The sequence below is a fragment of the Streptomyces sp. NRRL S-455 genome (genome assembly GCF_000717875.1).
Classification (GTDB): domain Bacteria; phylum Actinomycetota; class Actinomycetes; order Streptomycetales; family Streptomycetaceae; genus Streptomyces.
This window is the reverse complement of record NZ_JOCT01000005.1, coordinates 198,938-217,932: the sequence shown is the minus strand read 5'-3', so window position 1 is coordinate 217,932 and position 18,995 is coordinate 198,938. Positions and strand designations below refer to the sequence as shown.

General features: G+C 70.1%; 13 protein-coding genes. 10 read left to right on the top strand and 3 right to left on the bottom strand.

Annotated features, from left to right (window positions below; all coding sequences use genetic code 11):
• The first annotated feature begins 12 nt into the window (after positions 1 to 12).
• Positions 13 to 1,503 carry a M1 family metallopeptidase gene (locus IE97_RS0110420; protein ID WP_030235333.1) on the top strand — a complete coding sequence of 497 codons (1,491 nt, stop codon included), beginning with the start codon at positions 13 to 15 and terminating at the stop codon, positions 1,501 to 1,503.
• A gap of 170 nt (positions 1,504 to 1,673) precedes the next feature.
• Entirely contained in the window at positions 1,674 to 3,167 is a 1,494-nt protein-coding gene (gene hflX, locus IE97_RS0110415; RefSeq protein WP_030235331.1) for a GTPase HflX, read from the top strand.
• A 110-nt stretch (positions 3,168 to 3,277) separates the two neighbouring features.
• On the opposite strand, the gene IE97_RS0110410 is transcribed toward hflX, so the two are convergent.
• A complete protein-coding gene (locus IE97_RS0110410; protein ID WP_030235328.1) occupies positions 3,278 to 4,501 on the bottom strand; it encodes a trypsin-like serine peptidase in 1,224 nt (407 codons plus the stop codon).
• Between the two features lie 343 nt (positions 4,502 to 4,844).
• Between IE97_RS0110410 and IE97_RS0110405 the strand changes: the two genes are divergently transcribed.
• The 4 genes from IE97_RS0110405 to IE97_RS0110390 all read left to right on the top strand — a co-directional run bounded on the left by IE97_RS0110405 (position 4,845) and on the right by IE97_RS0110390 (position 11,655).
• Complete coding sequence (locus IE97_RS0110405; RefSeq protein ID WP_030235325.1) at positions 4,845 to 6,299, top strand: aminotransferase class III-fold pyridoxal phosphate-dependent enzyme; 1,455 nt, start codon at positions 4,845 to 4,847, stop codon at positions 6,297 to 6,299.
• Positions 6,300 to 6,440: 141 nt separating this feature from the next.
• Positions 6,441 to 8,498, top strand: coding sequence for an IucA/IucC family protein (locus IE97_RS0110400; protein WP_030235322.1), 2,058 nt, complete (start codon positions 6,441 to 6,443; stop codon positions 8,496 to 8,498).
• 85 nt (positions 8,499 to 8,583) lie between these two features.
• Positions 8,584 to 9,471, top strand: a complete 888-nt coding sequence (locus IE97_RS0110395; RefSeq protein WP_030235319.1) for a GNAT family N-acetyltransferase — start codon at positions 8,584 to 8,586, stop codon at positions 9,469 to 9,471.
• Positions 9,472 to 9,678: 207 nt separating this feature from the next.
• On the top strand, positions 9,679 to 11,655 hold the full coding sequence (locus IE97_RS0110390) for an ATP-dependent DNA helicase (RefSeq protein WP_030235317.1): 1,977 nt from the start codon (positions 9,679 to 9,681) through the stop codon (positions 11,653 to 11,655).
• Between the two features lie 163 nt (positions 11,656 to 11,818).
• On the opposite strand, the gene lexA is transcribed toward IE97_RS0110390, so the two are convergent.
• Positions 11,819 to 12,598 carry a transcriptional repressor LexA gene (lexA, locus tag IE97_RS0110385; protein WP_030235314.1) on the bottom strand — a complete coding sequence of 260 codons (780 nt, stop codon included), beginning with the start codon at positions 12,596 to 12,598 and terminating at the stop codon, positions 11,819 to 11,821.
• Positions 12,599 to 13,220: 622 nt separating this feature from the next.
• Here lexA and nrdR point away from each other — a divergent pair.
• Complete coding sequence (gene nrdR / locus IE97_RS0110380; RefSeq protein WP_030235311.1) at positions 13,221 to 13,781, top strand: transcriptional regulator NrdR; 561 nt, start codon at positions 13,221 to 13,223, stop codon at positions 13,779 to 13,781.
• Positions 13,782 to 13,944: 163 nt separating this feature from the next.
• The gene (locus IE97_RS0110375) at positions 13,945 to 16,827 is read left to right on the top strand and encodes a vitamin B12-dependent ribonucleotide reductase (RefSeq protein ID WP_030235308.1); all 2,883 of its coding nucleotides are present in this window, start codon (positions 13,945 to 13,947) and stop codon (positions 16,825 to 16,827) included.
• Between the two features lie 75 nt (positions 16,828 to 16,902).
• Here IE97_RS0110375 and IE97_RS0110370 read toward each other — a convergent pair whose 3' ends face one another.
• Positions 16,903 to 17,514 carry a TerD family protein gene (locus tag IE97_RS0110370; RefSeq protein ID WP_420706073.1) on the bottom strand — a complete coding sequence of 204 codons (612 nt, stop codon included), beginning with the start codon at positions 17,512 to 17,514 and terminating at the stop codon, positions 16,903 to 16,905.
• A gap of 77 nt (positions 17,515 to 17,591) precedes the next feature.
• Here IE97_RS0110370 and IE97_RS0110365 point away from each other — a divergent pair, with 77 nt between their 5' ends.
• The gene (locus IE97_RS0110365; protein WP_030235305.1) at positions 17,592 to 18,197 is read left to right on the top strand and encodes a YdbC family protein; all 606 of its coding nucleotides are present in this window, start codon (positions 17,592 to 17,594) and stop codon (positions 18,195 to 18,197) included.
• 136 nt (positions 18,198 to 18,333) lie between these two features.
• Positions 18,334 to 18,993 (top strand): histidine phosphatase family protein, encoded by a 660-nt coding sequence (locus tag IE97_RS0110360; protein ID WP_030235303.1) that lies wholly within the window; start codon positions 18,334 to 18,336, stop codon positions 18,991 to 18,993.
• The last annotated feature ends 2 nt before the right edge of the window (positions 18,994 to 18,995 follow it).

The window sequence follows — 18,995 nt, the reverse complement described above, 5'->3', positions numbered from 1 at the left end:
TAGCCGTGGGGCATGTTCCTCACCCCCCACAGTCACGCTCCGCGCACACGCCGTCGGAGAACGGCGGCGGTGCTCCTCGCCTCGGCCGTCTCCGTCAGCCTCGTCGCCGCGAGTGCCCCCGTCGTTCCGCTCGGCGTCGGCGACCGCCTCTTCCCGTACCTGGGCAACCCCGGCTACGACGTGGCGGCGTACGATCTCTCCTTCACCTACCCCGGTACCAACACTGAGCCGCTGCGGGCCGTCACCACCATCGACGCCTGGACGACCGCCGACCTGGAACGCGTCAACCTCGACTTCGCCCACGGCACGGTCCGCTCGGTCGAGGTCGACGGCGAGCCCGCGAAGTTCGCCGCCGCCGGTGAGGACCTGGTGATCACGCCCGGGAAGCCGGTGCCGGACGGCAACCGCATGCGGATCACCGTGCGGCACACCAGCGACCCCGTGCCGCCCAAGGGCCGCGAGGGCGGCTGGGTGCGCACCGCGGACGGCCTCGCGATGGCCAACCAGGCCGACGCCGCGCACCTGGTCTTCCCCGGCAACGACCACCCCTCGGACAAGGCGATGTTCACCATCCGGGTCACCGCACCCGAGGGCCACACGGTCGTCGCCAACGGCCTGCCCGCCGGTACGCACCGGTCCGGCGGTTCGACCACCTGGACCTACCGCACCTTGCACCCTATGGCCACCGAACTCGCGCAGATCTCCATCGGCCGCTCCACGGTGCTGCACCGCGCCGGCCCGCAAGGGCTGCCGGTACGGGACGTCGTGCCGACCCGGCACCGCAAGGCGCTCGAACCCTGGCTGAAGAAGACCCCCGGCCAGATCACCTGGATGCAGAGCAAGGTCGGCCGCTACCCCTTCGAGACCTACGGCCTGCTCGTGGCCGACGTCAGCACCGGATTCGAACTCGAGACCCAGACGCTCTCCCTCTTCGAGCGGGAGCTCTTCACCGAGCCCGCCCACCCGAAGTGGTACGTCGAGTCGATCATGGTCCACGAGCTGGCTCACCAGTGGTTCGGCGACAGCGTCAGCCCCCGCACCTGGTCCGACCTGTGGCTCAACGAGGGACACGCCACCTGGTACGAGGCCCTCTACGCCGAGGAGCGGGGCGGCAAGCCGCTGCGGGACCGGATGAAGTCCGCGTACGGCGTCTCCGACGGCTGGCGCGAGGCCGGCGGCCCGCCCGCCGCCCCGAAGGCACCGGAGCCCGGGAAGAAGATCGGCATCTTCCGGCACAACGTGTACGACGGCGCCGCGCTCGTCCTGTACGCCCTCCGCCAGGAGATCGGCGGCACGGCCTTCGAACGCCTGCAGCGCGCCTGGGTCAGCCGCCACCGGGACGACACCGCCTCGACGGCCGACTTCGTCCGGCTCGCCGGCGAGATCTCCGGGCGCGACCTGGCCGCCTTCTTCCAGGACTGGCTGTACGGCGAGAAGACACCGCCGATGCCGGGACACCCGGACTGGAAGACGACCGCGCACTCCGGAGCAGCCGCCCGATAACCCGGTGACGAGACGCCCCGTGCCGTGCGACCATCGACAGGTCGGCGCGGCACGGAGCGCCGGGAATCTCCCGGAGTGCTCGTGCGTTGAGGACACTGACGGACCAGTTCCGGCTTGTCCGGGGCAGCGCTCCGCCGCCGCAAACGGTTTCCCAGCTACGTAAGGATCCAATGACCTCCTCTTCTTCCCCTTCCCAGGACACCAAGCGCTTCGCGCACAGCCACCCCGAGGGTCTTCGGGCCGATGCCCTGATGGAAGAGGACGTCGCCTGGAGCCACGAGATCGACGGAGAGCGGGACGGCGACCAGTTCGACCGCTCCGACCGCGCGGCCCTGCGCCGTGTGGTGGGCCTCTCCACCGAGCTCGAGGACGTCACCGAGGTCGAGTACCGCCAGCTCCGTCTGGAGCGGGTCGTCCTCGTCGGCGTCTGGACCTCGGGAACCGTGCAGGACGCGGAGAACTCCCTCGCGGAGCTCGCCGCCCTCGCGGAGACGGCGGGTGCGCTGGTGCTCGACGGTGTGATCCAGCGCCGCGACAAGCCCGACGCGGCCACGTACATCGGCTCCGGCAAGGCCGAGGAGCTGCGGGACGTCGTCCTCGAGACGGGCGCGGACACCGTCATCTGCGACGGTGAGCTCAGCCCGGGCCAGCTGATCCATCTCGAGGACGTCGTCAAGGTCAAGGTCATCGACCGCACGGCCCTGATCCTGGACATCTTCGCCCAGCACGCCAAGTCCCGAGAGGGCAAGGCGCAGGTCGCGCTCGCGCAGATGCAGTACATGCTGCCGAGGCTGCGAGGCTGGGGTCAGTCGCTGTCCCGGCAGATGGGCGGCGGTAAGGGCGGCGGCCTCGCCACGCGTGGTCCCGGTGAGACCAAGATCGAGACGGACCGGCGGCGGATCCGCGAGAAGATGGCGAAGATGCGCCGGGAGATCGCGGAGATGAAGACCGGCCGCGAGATCAAGCGCCAGGAGCGTAAGCGCCACAAGGTGCCCTCGGTCGCCATCGCGGGCTACACCAACGCCGGCAAGTCCTCGCTGCTCAACCGCCTCACCGGCGCGGGCGTACTGGTCGAGAACGCCCTGTTCGCGACCCTCGACCCGACCGTGCGCCGGGCCGAGACCCCGAGCGGACGGCTGTACACGCTGGCCGACACGGTCGGCTTCGTCCGTCATCTGCCCCACCACCTGGTCGAGGCGTTCCGCTCCACGATGGAGGAGGTCGGCGAGTCCGACCTGATCCTGCACGTGGTCGACGGATCGCACCCGAACCCGGAGGAGCAGCTGGCCGCGGTGCGCGAGGTGGTCAGGGACGTCGGCGCCACCGACGTACCCGAGATCGTCGTGATCAACAAGGCGGACGCGGCCGACCCGCTGACGCTGCAGCGCCTGCTGCGCGTCGAGAAGCGCTCCATCGCCGTCTCGGCCCGCACGGGCCAGGGCATCGAGGAACTGCTCGCACTCATCGACGACGAGCTGCCGCGCCCGTCGGTCGAGGTCGAGGCGCTCGTGCCGTACACGCACGGCAAGCTGGTCGCCCGTGCGCACGACGAGGGCGAGGTGATCTCCGAGGAGCACACCCCGGAGGGCACCCTGCTCAAGCTGCGGGTGCACGAGGAACTGGCGGCCGAGCTCGCGCCGTACGTCCCGGCGCCGCTTGCCTGACCTGGCAGTGAAGAGGCCCGCCCCCGAGTTGATCGGGGCGGGCCTCCTCCGTGTCTGAGGGTCAGCGGCCGCCGTAGGCCCTGCTCATGTTCCGGTGGAGCGTCGCGGTCTCACCGGCCCGCGAACTTCTTGCTGACCGAGTCGTAGACGCCCTCGGCCACGTCGCCCAGCCGCGGTCCGGCCAGCCAGCCCGACCTCACCGGGCCGATCGACGTGTTGGACACCAGTGCCGGCCGGCCGTCCGAACCGGCCGCGACCCAGCCGCCACCGGAGGAACCGCCGGTCATCGAGCAGCCGATGCGGTACATCGTCGGATCCGACGCGGTCAACGACAGCCGGCCCGGCCGGTCCTGGCACCGGTACAGCTTCTGTCCGTCATACGGTGTGGCGGCCGGATAGCCGATCGCGGTCACACTCTTCACCTTCGGTACGGCAGGGGCGCCGAACTCGACCGGCAGTGCCGAACCCACCGTCTCCTCCAGCGACTTGCCGCCGCTGCCCTTCTCCGGTGTCACATGGATGACCGCGAAGTCGTACGGCGCGCCGTCCCCGCCCGTCGAGCCCCCCTGCTCGATCCACTGGTCCGAGGTCTGCGCCCAGTCACCCCACCAGATACCGTAGGGAGCGACGTCCTCCCGGGTGGCGTTCTCCAGTTCGGCGACCGGCCTGCCGTCGTCGTTGTACGAGGGTACGAACGCGATGTTGCGGTACCAGCCGCCCTTCTTGCCCGCGTGCACGCAGTGGCCCGCCGTCCAGACCAGGTTGGACTTGCCCGGGTGAGCCGGGTCCTTCACCACCGTCGCCGAGCAGACGGCCGAGCCCTCGGGGGAGTCGAAGAAGACCTTGCCGGCGGTGGGGGCGTTCGCGTGGTACGACGGCGGCACGGCCTGCGCCTCGACCGGCTCGGGCGTGGGGTCGGTCACGCCCTGGTCGCCGGAGAGGTCGCTGTCGTCGACGCTCTGGTCGGGCTCCTCGGCGTCCCGCATACGGTCCGGGTTCCAGAGCCCCTCGATGATCGGGTTGATGTACTCGTTGGCCTCGCGCAGCCAGTCGTCCCGGTCCCAGTTCTTCCAGGCGCCGTTCTTCCACTTGTCGACGTCGATACCGTGCTCGCGAAGCCGGTCGCGGATGTCGTCGGGGATCCTCAGCTTGCCGTCGTCCGAGGCGCTCGCGGACGCGGAGGCCTCACCACCCGCCGCGACGTCGCCCGACTCGCAGGCGGTGGCGGTCAGCGCGAGCGCCGAGGCGAGTGCCACGGCGGCCGGCACGGGGAAGCTCCTGCGGCGCGCCTTCCCCCCTCGGCTGGCGGTGGACGACGGCCGTATGGATCGCATGATCTGACTCCCCGTGATGTGGAACGAACGTGGACGAACCGGTGCTTCGGTCCAGCCTTCCGCTGGCTCAAGAGCACGTCAGGCCGACCGCACGGCGTCCGGGAACGGCACCACACACTATGCGGTGGCTGTGGGGGAGGCCCGACGGAACCGCAACAGTTCCGTCACGGCAAGGATCTTGAGGCAACCCGTAACCCGGTGAGCGGCCCGGGGTTGGTAGCGGTGAGGGGCCTGCTGTCCGTGTGCGGTCCTCTGTGCCCGTGCCCAGTGAGAGGTCAGGGAAGCCGTGGCGGAATCGACCCCGGGGGGACGCACGTGCGAGGAGACCGCTGGGTGTACGCCGGTGAAGGCCCTCGCCGGTGATGCCGACGACGACACGGCACCCGGCGCCCGCACAGCGCACGAGGGGATCCTCCGTCATCAGTCCGCACGCGAGTCCGCGGCCCGCACGTACGCCCGCGCTCTGCCGATCGTGCCGGTGCGGGCCCGCGGGCTGACCATCGAGGGCGCGGACGGCCGCCGCTATCTCGACTGCCTCTCGGGCGCCGGCACTCTCGCCCTCGGGCACAACCACCCTGTCGTCCTCGAAGCCATCCGCAAGGTCCTCGATTCCGGGGCGCCCCTGAACGTCCTCGACCTGGCCACCCCCGTCAAGGACGCGTTCGTCACGGAGTTGTTCCGCACCCTGCCTCCCGGACTCGCCGACCGCGCCCGCGTACGGTTCTGCGGACCGGCCGACACCGATGCCCTGGGGACCGCCTGCGAACTCGCACGCGCGGCTACCGGGCGGACCGGCGTCCTCGCGTTCACCGGCGCCGGTCACGGGCGGGCCACCGAGTCGCTCGAGGCACCCTGGGAGTCCCTCGACGCCGGAGCGGCCCGGGCCACCCCCCTGCCCTACCCGCAGGACCACCGCCGCCCGTTCGGCGTCGGGGACGAGCGAGGCGCCGACCTCGCCGCCCGCTGGACCGAGTCCCTCCTCGACGACACCGGGCGGGGCGTGCCACTGCCCGCGGGAGTGATCGTCGAGCCCGACCTGGGCGGGGGCGGGGTGATCCCCACCCCCGACGCGTGGCTGCGGCGCATACGGCAGCTCACCGCCGACCGGTCCGTCCCGCTGATCGTCGACGAGACGCAGACCGGTGTCGGCCGGACCGGCGCCTTCTGGGCGGTGGAGCACAGCCGAGTGACCCCCGATGTGATGGTCCTTTCCAAGGCCATCGGCGGCAGCCTGCCGCTGGCGGTGGTGGTCTACCGCGCCGACCTCGACGTCTGGGTGCCCGGCGGCCACGCCGACACCTTCCCCGGCAACCAACTGGCCATGGCCGCTGGAACGGCGACCCTCGCCCACGTCCGGGAGAACAACCTCGCCGAGCGCGCTGCGGATCTCGGGGCGTGGATGCTGAGTCGGCTTCAGGGGCTGGTGGAGGAGTTCGCGTGCGTCGGGGACGTGCGGGGGAGGGGACTGATGATCGGGATGGAATTGATGAATCCGGACGGGTCGGGCTCTGACGACCCCAGGGCTCTCGGTGGCGGCGCGGGGGCGCCGGCAATGCCGGACAGCCCGCGCCAACCCTTTCGCACCGCCTCCGAACTGGCGGCCGCGGTCCAGCAGGAGTGCCTGCGAAGAGGCCTCATCGTCGGACTCGGCGGCCACCACACGAGTGTCGTACAGCTGCTGCCGCCCCTGACGATCACCGATGAACAGGCAGCCGCGGTACTGGAGCGCCTGGCCGACGCTGTCGGGGCAGTGGCTCGCTGCCAGGGGTCTTCACCCCTCGCACCGGGCGCGTCATGAGCCTCACCGCGATGAGAGTCCACGACGCGCTGTGCGGCCACGTCGTGACCCTGGCTCTCTCCTGCCGTGCGAGCCGGTCAGGACTCCTCGGTTCACCGGACCCGCCCGCACCACCCGGAACCACCCCACGAGGTACCCGTCTTGAACGCCAACCCTGAGCCCGACGACCACGCCACGACGCCTGGACCCTGCACCGACTGCCCAGCCGCTTCGACATCGGCGCACACGGCGGTTCCCCGGCAGAGGCCCGGGGCGCAGCCCGTCGACCTGCCGGGCGGTCGGGTGCGGGGCGACGGCCCCGTCGCGGACCTGTTGGGCCATCCCGACCCGAACACCGCCGCCCAGGCAGCGGCCGTGGAGACCCTGCTGCGCTGCTGGGTGCGCGAGACCAACCAGCCCGCACCGCGCGACAACCTCCTCCGCATTTCCCTTCCCTCCAGCGGCACGGGCCTGCTCGTACCGGTCCGCTACTGGTCCCCCACGGGCTGGCACCGCTTCGGCATGCCGCGCCTGGCCGACGCCCCCGAGCACGCGCCTCCGGCAGACGCCGTCACCGTCGCCGCCCTGCTCTCCAGGGAGGCGTCAAAAGGTGCCTTCGACACCAGGGGTGCATCCGGTACGGGCACCGGCCACGCCGCCGACATCAGCGTCAGCCAAGCCGCCGACGGCGGTGTCACGAGCCCTTCCGGCCCGCCGGTTGTCGAGGCCAACGGTTTCGACGACGGCGTCGTGCTGCCGGCGGGTGTCGCCGACTCCCTTCGCCGCGCCGCCGTCTTCGTCCGCGACCGCCGGGAACACCCGGTCGACGGCCCCGACCTCTTCCTCTCCGCGGAACAGGCACTCGTCCTCGGCCATCCCCTGCACCCCACGCCGAAAAGCCGCGAGGGCCTCTCCGAGTCCGAAGCGCGCCTGTACTCGCCCGAGTTGCGCGGGTCCTTCCCTCTGCACTGGATGGCCGTCGCCCCCTCCGCACTCGCCACCGACTCCGCCTGGACCGAACGCGGCCGCCCTGTCGCAGCGGCCCGGCTCACCGCACGCCTGGCCGGCCCCGGACTGCCGCTGCCGGACGGGTACACGCTCCTCCCCCTCCACCCCTGGCAGGCGCGCGAAATCCGGCACCGTCCGAAGACCGCTGCCCTGCTGAACAGCGGACTGCTCCGTGACCTCGGCACCCACGGCACTCCGTGGCACCCCACCTCCTCCGTACGAACCGTCTACCGGACCGGCGCCCCCGCGATGCTCAAGCTGTCGCTGGGCCTGCGCATCACCAACTCCCGTCGTGAGAACCTCCGCAAAGAACTGCACCGCGGCGTCGAGGTCCATCGCCTGCTGCGCAGCGGACTCGCTCAGCAGTGGCGGGCCGCGCATCCGGGCTTCGACATCGTTCGCGACCCGGCGTGGCTCGCTGTCGACGGCCTCGACGGCGCCCCGTTGGCCGGGCTGAACGTGGTGATCCGCCACAACCCGTTCAGCCCCTCGGACGATGTCCTCTGCGTCGCCGGGCTCGTCTCGCCACGCCCGTGCTCCCAGGCCCGGCCCGAAGGCGCTCCCTGCCATCCCGAGCCCCACGACCCGGCTCCGCGGTCCAGGCTCGGCGAGGTGGTCACCCGTCTCGCCCGCCGGACCGGGCGGCCCCGCGAAGCCGTCGCCACCGAGTGGTTCCTGCGCTACCTGGAGCATGTCGTGCGTCCCGTTCTGTGGCTGGACGCTGAGGTTGGCATCGCCCTGGAGGCGCACCAGCAGAACACCCTCCTCCTGCTGGATACCGACGGCTGGCCCACGGGCGGGCGCTACCGCGACAACCAGGGCTACTACTTCCGCGAGTCCCGGCGTGCCGACCTCGACGCCAGGCTGCCCGGCATCGGGGAGCAGAGCGACACCTTCGTCCGCGACGAGGTCGCCGATGAGCGCTTCGCCTACTACCTGGCGGTCAACAACGTGCTCGGCCTCATCGGCGCGTTCGGCTCCCAGCGACTGGCCGACGAGAGGCTGCTGCTCGCCGCCTTCCGCCGCTTCCTCGGCGGCGTCGCCTCCGGCCCGGCCAGGCTGCGCACTCCGCTGCCCGCCCTTCTGCTCGACTCACCCGTGTTGCGCTGCAAGGCCAACCTGCTGACCCGGTTGCACGGCCTCGACGAACTCGTCGGCCCGGTCGACACCCAGTCCGTCTACGTCACCATCGCCAACCCCCTGCACTCCTGATCCCTCGGGCTGTCCTCCCGACCACAGCCGCCCTCCTGCACTCCCTGAGGATCCGCCTCACCCCCCTTTCTGAGAGGAGCGTTTGGTGCTTCCCGCCGATCCGATCGCCGGCACCGGTTCCGCCGTCCCCGTCACGTGCGATGCCGGCCCGGACGCCGACTCCAACCCCGGCTCTGGTGCCGACCCCGGTGCCGGTGCTCCTGCCGACTCCGGTGCGGACGGGCACGGCGAGGACACCATGGACCTGCGGCTCCCGGACGAACTCATCGCCTTCGTCGCGGAGGAGGAAACCGGCAGCGACGGAGCACGGAGGACGGGCCACGAGACGACCCAGCCGTCCGTCTCCCGCACCGCGACCCGTGACACCTCCAGCCTCTCCGCCCTCACCGTCCGGGCCGAGGACGTCCTCCTCGACCGCGTCGCCGACTGGGGCCCCATCGACACCTCCGCGGGCGTCTTCCACCTCGTCCCCGCGCGGATCGAACGCGACCTGCCGCTCGTCAGCCGTTGGATGAACGACCCCGCCGCCGAGGAGTTCTGGGAGCTGTCCGGACCGCCGAGCGTGACCGAGGACCATATGCGGGCCCAGCTCACCGGCGACGGACGCAGCCTTCCGTGTATCGGCGTGCTGGACGGAACGCCGATGAGCTACTGGGAGGTCTACCGGGCGGACCTGGATCCGCTGGCCCGCCACTACCCGGCCCGGCCTCACGACACGGGACTGCACCTGCTCGTCGGCGCGGTCGCCGACCGAGGGCGTGGTCTCGGCGGCCTGCTGCTCAGAGCCGTGGCCGATCTCGTTCTCGCACGGCGCCCCTCCTGCGCCCGTGTCATCGCGGAACCCGACATTCGCAACACCCCCTCCATCGCCGCATTCCTGACCGCCGGCTTCCGGTTCTCCGCCGAGGTCGACCTGCCCGCCAAGCGCGCCGCCCTCATGGTCCGAGACCGGTCCCTTCGACATGTGTTGTAGCCCTGTGTCACCATGTCGTCACTCAATGAACGCGGGCCGTGCCACCGCAGTTCCCGCTCACGCCACGGATTCTCGAAATGCCGTCCGGTTCCCCCCGCGGCCGTCGCACGTACGTCCCACGCCCGAGGGGTCCAAGGCCTTGATCCCGCCCCCTGCCCCCGCTTTGATCACCCGTTTGTCAGTGCTGGGTCGTAGGGTGGTCGCGCTATGACGAAGCCCTCACTCCCCGAACTCCTGCACGCTGCCGTCACTGCCGTCGGCGGTACGGAGCGCCCCGGTCAGGTGGCCATGGCCGAAGCCGTCGCTGAGGCGATCGACGACGGCTCCCACCTGCTGGTCCAGGCCGGCACCGGAACCGGCAAGTCGCTGGGCTACCTCGTGCCCGCGCTCGCACACGGGGAGCGGGTGGTCGTCGCGACCGCCACCCTGGCCCTGCAGCGCCAGCTGGTGGAGCGCGACCTGCCGAGAACGGTCGAGTCGCTGCACCCCCTGCTGCGCCGCCGCCCGGAGTTCGCGATGCTGAAGGGCCGGTCGAACTACCTGTGCCTGCACCGCCTGCACGAGGGCGTTCCGCAGGACGAGGAGGAGGGCCTCTTCGACCAGTTCGAGGCAGCCGCTCCCACCAGCAAGCTCGGCCAGGACCTGCTGCGAGTGCGTGACTGGGCCGACGAGACCGAGACCGGCGACCGTGACGACCTCACACCCGGCATCTCGGACCGGGCCTGGGCTCAGGTGTCGGTGTCGTCGAGGGAGTGCCTGGGCGCGTCGAAGTGCGCCTACGGGGCCGAGTGCTTCGCCGAGATGGCCCGGGAGCGCGCCAAGCTCTCCGAGGTCGTCGTCACCAACCACGCGCTGCTCGCGATCGACGCCATCGAGGGCGCCCCGGTCCTCCCGCAGCACGAGGTGCTCATCGTCGACGAGGCGCACGAACTGGTCTCGCGGGTCACCGGGGTCGCCACCGGCGAGCTCACTCCCGGCCAGGTCAACCGTGCGGTGCGCCGCGCCGCGAAACTCGTCAACGAGAAGGCCGCCGACCAGCTCCAGACCGCGGCCGAGGGTTTCGAACGGCTGATGGAGCTGGCCCTGCCGGGACGTCTTGAGGAGATCCCCGAGGATCTCGGCTACGCGCTCATGGCGCTGCGCGACGCGTGCCGTACCGTCATCTCCGCGATCGGCGCGACCCGCGACAAGTCCGTCCAGGACGAGGACGCCGTCCGCAAACAGGCCCTGGCCTCCGTGGAGAACGTGCACGACGTGGCGGAGCGGATCACGAACGGCTCCGAATGGGACGTGGTCTGGTACGAGCGTCATGACCGCTTCGGTGCCTCCCTTCGTGTCGCCCCCATGTCCGTGTCGGGGCTGCTGCGGGAGAAACTCTTCGCGGACCGTTCGGTGGTGCTGACGTCCGCGACGCTGAAACTGGGCGGCGACTTCAACGGCGTCGGGGCCTCCCTCGGACTCGCCCCCGAGGGCTCCGAGGGCGACGACCTCCCGCAGTGGAAGGGCATCGACGTCGGCTCGCCGTTCGACTACCGCAAGCAAGGCATCCTCTACGTCGCCAAGCATCTGGCACGCCCCGCGCGGGACGGCGATCGCGCGGACATGCTCGACGAACTGACGGAGCTGATCCAGGCGGCGGGCGGGCGGACCCTGGGCCTGTTCTCCTCCATGCGGGGTGCCCAGCTGGCGGCGGAAGAGCTGAGATCCCGGATTCCGGAGTTCCCCATCCTCCTTCAAGGGGAGGAAACGCTCGGCGAGCTCATCAAGAACTTCGCGGCCGATCCCGAGACCTGCCTTTTCGGCACACTGTCGCTGTGGCAGGGCGTGGACGTCCCAGGGCCCAGCTGCCAGCTGGTGGTCATGGACAAGATCCCGTTCCCCCGCCCGGACGACCCGCTGATGAGCGCCCGGCAGAAGGCCGTGGAGGAGGCGGGCGGCAACGGTTTCATGGCGGTCGCCGCGACCCATGCCGCTCTCCTCATGGCCCAGGGCGCCGGCCGTCTCGTACGGGCGTCGGGCGACCGCGGTGTCGTGGCCGTCCTGGACCAGCGACTGGCGACGGCCCGGTACGGGAGCTATCTGAAGGCGTCACTTCCCGATTTCTGGTTCACGACGGACCGTAATCAGGTGCGGAAGTCGCTGGCGGCGATCGACGCGGTGGCGAAGCAGGCGGAAGCCGGATGAGTCCCGGGGGTGGTCTGCGGCTGATCAAGCGCATGCCACCCCCTCACGGCGCGGACAGGGGGCGTGCCGGGCTCGGACAGCGCAGGGCCCCGGAACCGGCGCAGAGGTCCCGGGGCCCGGTCAGGGGGCGGGCCGAAGGGCCCACCCGACGCGGCGCGCGGTGTCAGACGCGGCGCAGTACGGCCACCACCTTGCCGAGGATGGTCGCGTCGTCGCCCGGAATCGGCTCGTAGGCCGCGTTGTGCGGCAGGAGCCAGACATGGCCGTCCTCGCGCTTGAAGCGCTTGACGGTGGCTTCGCCGTCGAGCATGGCGGCCACGATGTCGCCGTTCTCGGCGACCGGCTGGCGGCGGACCGTGACCCAGTCGCCGTCGCAGATCGCTGCCTCGATCATCGAGTCACCGACGACCTTCAGGACGAACAGCTCACCGTCGCCCACAAGCTGGCGGGGCAGAGGGAAGACGTCCTCGACGGACTCCTCGGCGAGGATCGGGCCACCGGCGGCGATGCGGCCGACCAGCGGGACGTACGACGCGGCCGGTTTGCCGGCGGTGTCCGTGGGCTGTACCGAGGTGGCCTGGTCGGAACCGCGCACCTCGTACGCGCGCGGGCGGTGCGGGTCGCGGCGCAGGAAGCCCTTTCGCTCCAGCGCCATCAGCTGGTGTGCGACGGAGGAGGTGCTGGAGAGGCCGACGGCCTGGCCGATCTCACGCATCGACGGCGGGTAGCCGCGCCGCTGCACGGAATCCCTGATCACCTCGATCACGCGGCGCTGGCGGTCGGTGAGTCCGGAGCTGTCCGCCCGGATGCCGGGAGGTCGGCCCGGCAGGGAGCGCTTGTGCCCCTCAGGGTTCGTGGCTTCGTTCATCGCGTGCACCGGCTCCAGTCGGCCCTGGGAGCGCTCCTGGGCAGTGATGGTGGCACTGTCTGCGGTGGTGGTCACGTCGGCCCCTCTCGATGGTCTCCCTGCTGGACAACGGTAGTTGCTTTCGAAAGGTTGCGCCAAACACACGTTCGAGTGAAAATCCGCGAATCGCCGGACGCGATCATGCATCCGGGTGTATTGGCGGTCGCGCCACCTGGCAGGCAAAAGGGGCCATTGCTGTACTCTTCACCGCCGGGGTGATCACCTCGTGGACTGTTGCCCCAGTCTGCCATCCGGCATTCCTCCGCCTCGGGGTCAGTCCTCATCTGTGCGGGAGCCCTACGTCTCCTCCTCGCGGCGCCCACGGGATCTCCGCATGTGCCGGGATGGTGCGGCCGTACGTGGGTGCACACGGACGGCGGGTCCGCTGGGCGCGAACCAGCGGTACGACCGCGGGCGCCCGAGCCCCGCGCGACCCGGTCGGTCGCGTCTCACCTGCGCCTGAGCGCGCGACGCGCGCGTACGGCGTGGATGTATGGGCCAATCCCCACATCTAGTGGTTGGATTGCAGCAGCAGCCCACAAGTTGTGGTCCCCCGGGTCTCGGCACTCATGGTCATCACCTATGCTTGGGGCTGCTTCGTGGGGCGCAAGAGGTTCTGCGAGGCTATTGAGTCTGCTGTGAGGAGGGTTGGGAGTTCATGCACTGCCCCTTCTGCAGGCACCCCGACAGCCGGGTCGTCGACAGTCGTACGACCGACGACGGCACGTCGATCCGCAGGCGTCGCCAGTGTCCGGACTGCTCCCGTCGTTTCACGACCGTGGAGACGTGTTCGCTCATGGTCGTCAAGCGGTCCGGAGTCACCGAGCCTTTCAGCCGCACAAAGATCATCAATGGCGTGCGCAAGGCGTGCCAGGGGCGGCCCGTCACCGAGGACGCGCTGGCCCAGCTCGGCCAGCGGGTCGAGGAGGCGGTGCGGGCCACCGGGAGCGCCGAGCTGACCACCCACGACGTGGGGCTGGCCATACTCGGCCCGTTGAAGGAACTCGATCTCGTCGCCTATCTGCGATTCGCCTCCGTCTACCGGGCGTTCGACTCGCTCGAGGACTTCGAGGCGGCCATCGCGGAGCTGAGGGAAGAGACGGGACGCCCCGGCGCGGACGACGGCGACCGCGAGGATGCGGGGGCGGGGAGCCAGGAAGACGACGGCGGGCCCGGAGGGACCACACAGGTCCCCGCGTCCGCGAGCGCCGCCGACTGACCGGCGGGCCGGACCCGGTAGGCAGCTCCGGGCCCGGCCGGGCGGCGGCGTGTGAAGACCTGTTGCGGGCCGTGTGAGTGGGCGCCCGCAGCACCAGACAGAACACCGTGCCACGGGAACAACGGGGCACTTCAGGGCGTTTTCGCCCGTACAGGGAGGCGGCATGACAGAGACGGCGAGCGGTCCGGCACGGAGTTCCCGCGCCAAGGGCACCAAGGCGAGCAAGGGCCTGCGTATCGAGCGCGTCCACACCACCCCCGGGGTTCACCCCTACGACGAGGTGGCGTGGGAGAGCCGTGACGTCGTCATGACCAACTGGCGTGACGGTTCGGTCAACTTCGAGCAGCGCGGCGTGGAGTTCCCCGACTTCTGGTCGGTGAACGCGGTCAACATCGTCACCAGCAAGTACTTCCGCGGTGCCGTCGGCACCCCGCAGCGCGAGACCAGCCTCAAGCAGCTGATCGACCGCATCGTGAAGACGTACCGGAAGGCCGGCGAGGACAACAAGTACTTCGCCTCGCCCGCCGACGCCGAGATCTTCGAGCACGAGCTGGCGTACGCCCTCCTCCACCAGATCTTCAGCTTCAACAGCCCTGTCTGGTTCAACGTCGGCACCAAGCAGCCCCAGCAGGTTTCCGCCTGCTTCATCCTGTCCGTCGACGACTCCATGGAGTCGATCCTCGACTGGTACAAGGAAGAGGGCATGATCTTCAAGGGCGGCTCCGGCGCCGGCCTGAACCTCTCCCGGATCCGATCCTCCAAGGAGCTGCTGTCCTCCGGCGGCAACGCCTCCGGCCCGGTCTCCTTCATGCGCGGCGCCGACGCCTCCGCCGGAACGATCAAGTCCGGTGGTGCCACCCGCCGCGCCGCCAAGATGGTCGTCCTCGACGTGGACCACCCGGACATCGAGGACTTCATCGAGACCAAGGTCAAGGAAGAGGAGAAGATCCGCGTCCTGCGCGACGCGGGCTTCGACATGGACCTCGGTGGCGACGACATCGCGTCCGTCCAGTACCAGAACGCCAACAACTCGGTCCGCGTGAACGACGAGTTCATGACGGCGGTCGAGCGGGGCGGCCAGTTCGGGCTGCGCGGCCGGATGACCGGCGAGGTCATCGAGGAGGTCGACGCCAAGGCGCTCTTCCGCAAGATCGCCGAGGCCGCCTGGGCCTGCGCCGACCCCGGCATCCAGTACGACGACACCATCAACGGCTGGCACACCTGCCCCGAGTCCGGCCGGATCACCGCGTCGAACCCGTGCAGCGAGTACATGCACCTGGACAACACGTCCTGCAACCTGGCCTCGCTGAACCTGATGAAGTTCCTCAAGGACGACGGCAAGGGCAACCAGTCTTTCGAGGCCGAGCGCTTCCAGAAGGTCGTCGAGCTGGTCATCACCGCGATGGACATCTCGATCTGCTTCGCCGACTTCCCGACCCAGAAGATCGGCGAGAACACGCGCGCCTTCCGCCAGCTCGGCATCGGCTACGCCAACCTCGGCGCCCTGCTGATGGCCACCGGCCACGCCTACGACTCCGACGGCGGCCGCGCCCTCGCCGGTGCCATCACCTCCCTGATGACCGGCACGGCCTATCGCCGCTCCGCCGAGCTGGCCTCGGTGGTCGGCCCGTACGACGGCTACGCCCGCAACGCCGAGGCCCACAAGCGCGTCATGAAGCAGCACTCGGACGCCAACGACAAGGCCGTCCGCATGGACGACCTGGACACCCCGGTGTGGGCCGCCGCCAGCGAGGCCTGGGGAGACGTCCTGCGCCTCGGCGAGAAGAACGGTTTCCGTAACTCCCAGGCGTCCGTGCTCGCCCCGACCGGCACCATCGGCCTCGCGATGTCCTGCGACACCACCGGCGTCGAGCCCGACCTCGCGCTCGTCAAGTTCAAGAAGCTGGTCGGCGGCGGCTCGATGCAGATCGTCAACGGCACGGTCCCACAGGCCCTGCGCCGCCTGGGCTACCTCGAGGAGCAGATCGAGGCGATCGTCGCCCACATCGCCGAGCACGGCAACGTGATCGACGCCCCCGGCCTGAAGCCCGAGCACTACGAGGTCTTCGACTGCGCCATGGGCGAGCGGGCCATCTCCCCGATGGGCCACGTCCGCATGATGGCCGCGATCCAGCCGTGGATCTCCGGCGCCATCTCCAAGACGGTCAACATGCCGGAGTCGGCGACCGTCGAGGAGGTCGAGGAGATCTACTTCGAGGCCTGGAAGCTGGGCGTCAAGGCCCTCGCGATCTACCGCGACAACTGCAAGGTCGGCCAGCCGCTCTCCACCAAGAAGTGGGAGGAGAAGGAGAAGGCCGAGGAGCCCGCCCCCGTCGAGGCCAAGGTCGAGAAGGTCGTCGAGTACCGCCCGGTCCGCAAGCGCCTCCCGAAGGGACGTCCCGGCATCACCACGTCCTTCACCGTCGGCGGCGCCGAGGGCTACATGACCGCCAACTCCTACCCGGACGACGGTCTCGGCGAGGTCTTCCTGAAGATGTCCAAGCAGGGCTCGACCCTCGCGGGCATGATGGACGCCTTCTCCATCGCGGTCTCCGTCGGCCTCCAGTACGGCGTGCCGCTGGAGACGTACGTCTCGAAGTTCACCAACATGCGCTTCGAGCCGGCCGGTATGACGGACGACCCGGACGTGCGGATGGCGCAGTCGATCGTCGACTACATCTTCCGCCGCCTGGCGCTGGACTTCCTGCCCTTCGAGACGCGCTCCGCGCTCGGCATCCACTCCGCCGAGGAGCGTCAGCGCCACCTGGAGACCGGTTCGTACGAGCCGTCCGAGGACGAGGTCGACGTCGAGGGCCTGGCCCAGTCGGCCCCGCGTGCCCAGGAGCTGAAGGCCCTCTCCAGGCCGAACGACGACGAGGCCGTCAAGCCCGCCCCGCAGCAGGCCCACACCAGTGCCGAACTGGTCGAGATGCAGCTGGGCATCCAGGCCGACGCACCGCTGTGCTTCTCCTGCGGTACGAAGATGCAGCGCGCCGGTTCGTGCTACATCTGCGAGGGCTGCGGCTCGACGAGCGGCTGCAGCTGACGCCGAGCACCTGAGCCGATGACAGAGGGGCACCGCCTGCGGGTGGTGCCCCTCTCGTCGCTGGCGACCGAGGGCTCAGGGACGGTGTGCCGCGCCCATGGTCCGGGTGAAGGAGACCGGGTCGCCCTCGAAACCGCGGAGGCCCGGCTGGAAACGCCAGGGGCCCGAGCCGTCCCGGACGAACTCCGCCACCGTCGCCGCGGTGGCCCCGAGGACACCGCCGAAGTCGTCCTCGGCAAGGACCGTGTACCCCTCGCGGATGCGCAGGCCGGGATTGGTCACGCTGACGAACGTGCGTTCCGCGGGGCGCTGCTGGATGATCACACCGACCACCACGCGCGCGTACCGGGCGTCGAGCCGGTCGAGTTCCAGCGTCATGACTTCGTCGAAGCCGAAGCCCTGGCCGTCCTTGCTGTCGCGGTTGAGATAGATGGTGCCGTCGGGGGAGCGGCTGTCGAAGTGGACCACATAAGCGGGATCGCCGTACGGGTCGTCCGCCCGATAGGTCGCCGCGACCAGATCCAGATCGGTGGACGGCTGCCCCGCCGGGCTGGGATCCCACCGCATCGCGATCTCGATCTTGCGAAGCCCCTTGTTGATCCCGTCCACCGCGGTCCCCTTCCCCGTACCGACTCGCGCGTTCGCCCCAACTGCCGGGCACTCATGACTGTTTGTCCATCCTGCCACGCGCACGCCTGCGCCCGTGGGAGAGCGGTCCACTCGAGAGTGACCGGCGCCACGCTTCGGGGCCTTACCATGGCGCGGTGCTGGTCAAGTGGATTCGCTGCACCGTGGTGGACCGCCGCGGGTTCGAGCGGGGGCAGCGGAAGTGGGCGGGGCTTCTGGGGGAGCCGGGGTTTCGGGGGCAGGGGGGTGGCTGGAGCCGGGGGCGGCCCGACGTGGCGCACATCTTCGGCTTCTGGGAGAGCCGCGCCTTCTACGACTCCTTCATGGCACGGTCCCACGACCGGCTCGCGTCGGCCCAGTCGGGCACGTTCAAGGACGCTCAGGTCAGGCTCTTCGACTACCGCTTCGACGTGAAGACCGGCTTCGAACCGCGTTTCACGGACGCGGACCTGCTGCGTGTGGCGCTCTGCCGTGTCCACCCGGAGCGGGCCGAGCACTTCGTGCTCATGCAGGAGAAGGTCTGGAACCCGGCGATGGCCGGCTCGCCCGGCATGGTGCGCGGGCTCTTCGGCGAGGCACCCGGGCACGAGTACCTGGTGCTGTCGATGTGGCGGTCGGCGGCGGAGCACGGCAAGTACCGCGCCGAACGCGTGGAACGGCTCGCCCTGAGAGCCCAGACGGAGGCGGACGTGGCGGCGCTCACCGGGGACGTCGTGGACATGGAGCCGAGCTGGACGGTGTGACGCCGGGTGGTGGGGGCTGGAAGGAAGGGTTCCGGTCGGGTACGTGTGTGATCTGTGGTGCGGAATCTGTGTGACCTACGCTGTATGGGTGCGGTACGTGTGCTCGGCGAGGCCTCACCCGATCTAGGGTCTTGGCATGGCACGACCACGGCGCATCGTCCTTGTCCGGCACGGCGAGTCAACGGGCAATGTTGATGACTCCGTGTACGAGCGTGTACCCGACCACGCCCTCGCACTGACCGAGCGGGGCCGGCGGCAGGCGGAGGCGACGGGCGAGCGGCTGCGCGAGCTGTTCGGCGGCGAGCGCGTCAGCGTGTACGTCTCCCCGTACCGCCGCACGCACGAGACCCTGCGCGCGTTCCACCTCGACACCGGCCTCATACGTGTGCGTGAGGAGCCGCGGCTGCGCGAGCAGGACTGGGGCAACTGGCAGGACCGGGACGAGGTCCGCCTCCAGAAGGCCTACCGCGACGCGTACGGCCACTTCTTCTACCGCTTCGCCCAGGGCGAGTCCGGTGCCGACGTCTACGACCGGGTCGGTGGCTTCCTCGAGAGCCTGTTCCGCAGTTTCGAAGACCCCGACCACCCGCCGAACGTCCTGATCGTGACCCATGGTCTTGCCATGCGGCTGTTCTGCATGCGGTGGTTCCACTGGACGGTCGCGGAGTTCGAGTCGCTGTCGAACCCGGGGAACGGCGAGGTGCGGATGCTCGTTCTGGGGGACGACGGCAAGTACACGCTCGACAGGCCGTTCGACCGCTGGCGAGATCCCGAACCGTACGGGATCTCCGGATAGAG

Excerpts from the sequence above, each read along its gene's own strand:
- IE97_RS0110360 (WP_030235303.1), top strand. The coding sequence starts at position 18,334 with ATGGCACGACCACGGCGCATCGTCCTTGTCCGGCACGGCGAGTCAACG.
- IE97_RS0110420 (WP_030235333.1), top strand. The coding sequence starts at position 13 with ATGTTCCTCACCCCCCACAGTCACGCTCCGCGCACACGCCGTCGGAGA.
- hflX (WP_030235331.1), top strand. The coding sequence starts at position 1,674 with ATGACCTCCTCTTCTTCCCCTTCCCAGGACACCAAGCGCTTCGCGCAC.
- IE97_RS0110375 (WP_030235308.1), top strand. The coding sequence starts at position 13,945 with ATGACAGAGACGGCGAGCGGTCCGGCACGGAGTTCCCGCGCCAAGGGC.
- IE97_RS0110410 (WP_030235328.1), bottom strand. The coding sequence starts at position 4,501 with ATGCGATCCATACGGCCGTCGTCCACCGCCAGCCGAGGGGGGAAGGCG.
- nrdR (WP_030235311.1), top strand. The coding sequence starts at position 13,221 with ATGCACTGCCCCTTCTGCAGGCACCCCGACAGCCGGGTCGTCGACAGT.
- IE97_RS0110390 (WP_030235317.1), top strand. The coding sequence starts at position 9,679 with ATGACGAAGCCCTCACTCCCCGAACTCCTGCACGCTGCCGTCACTGCC.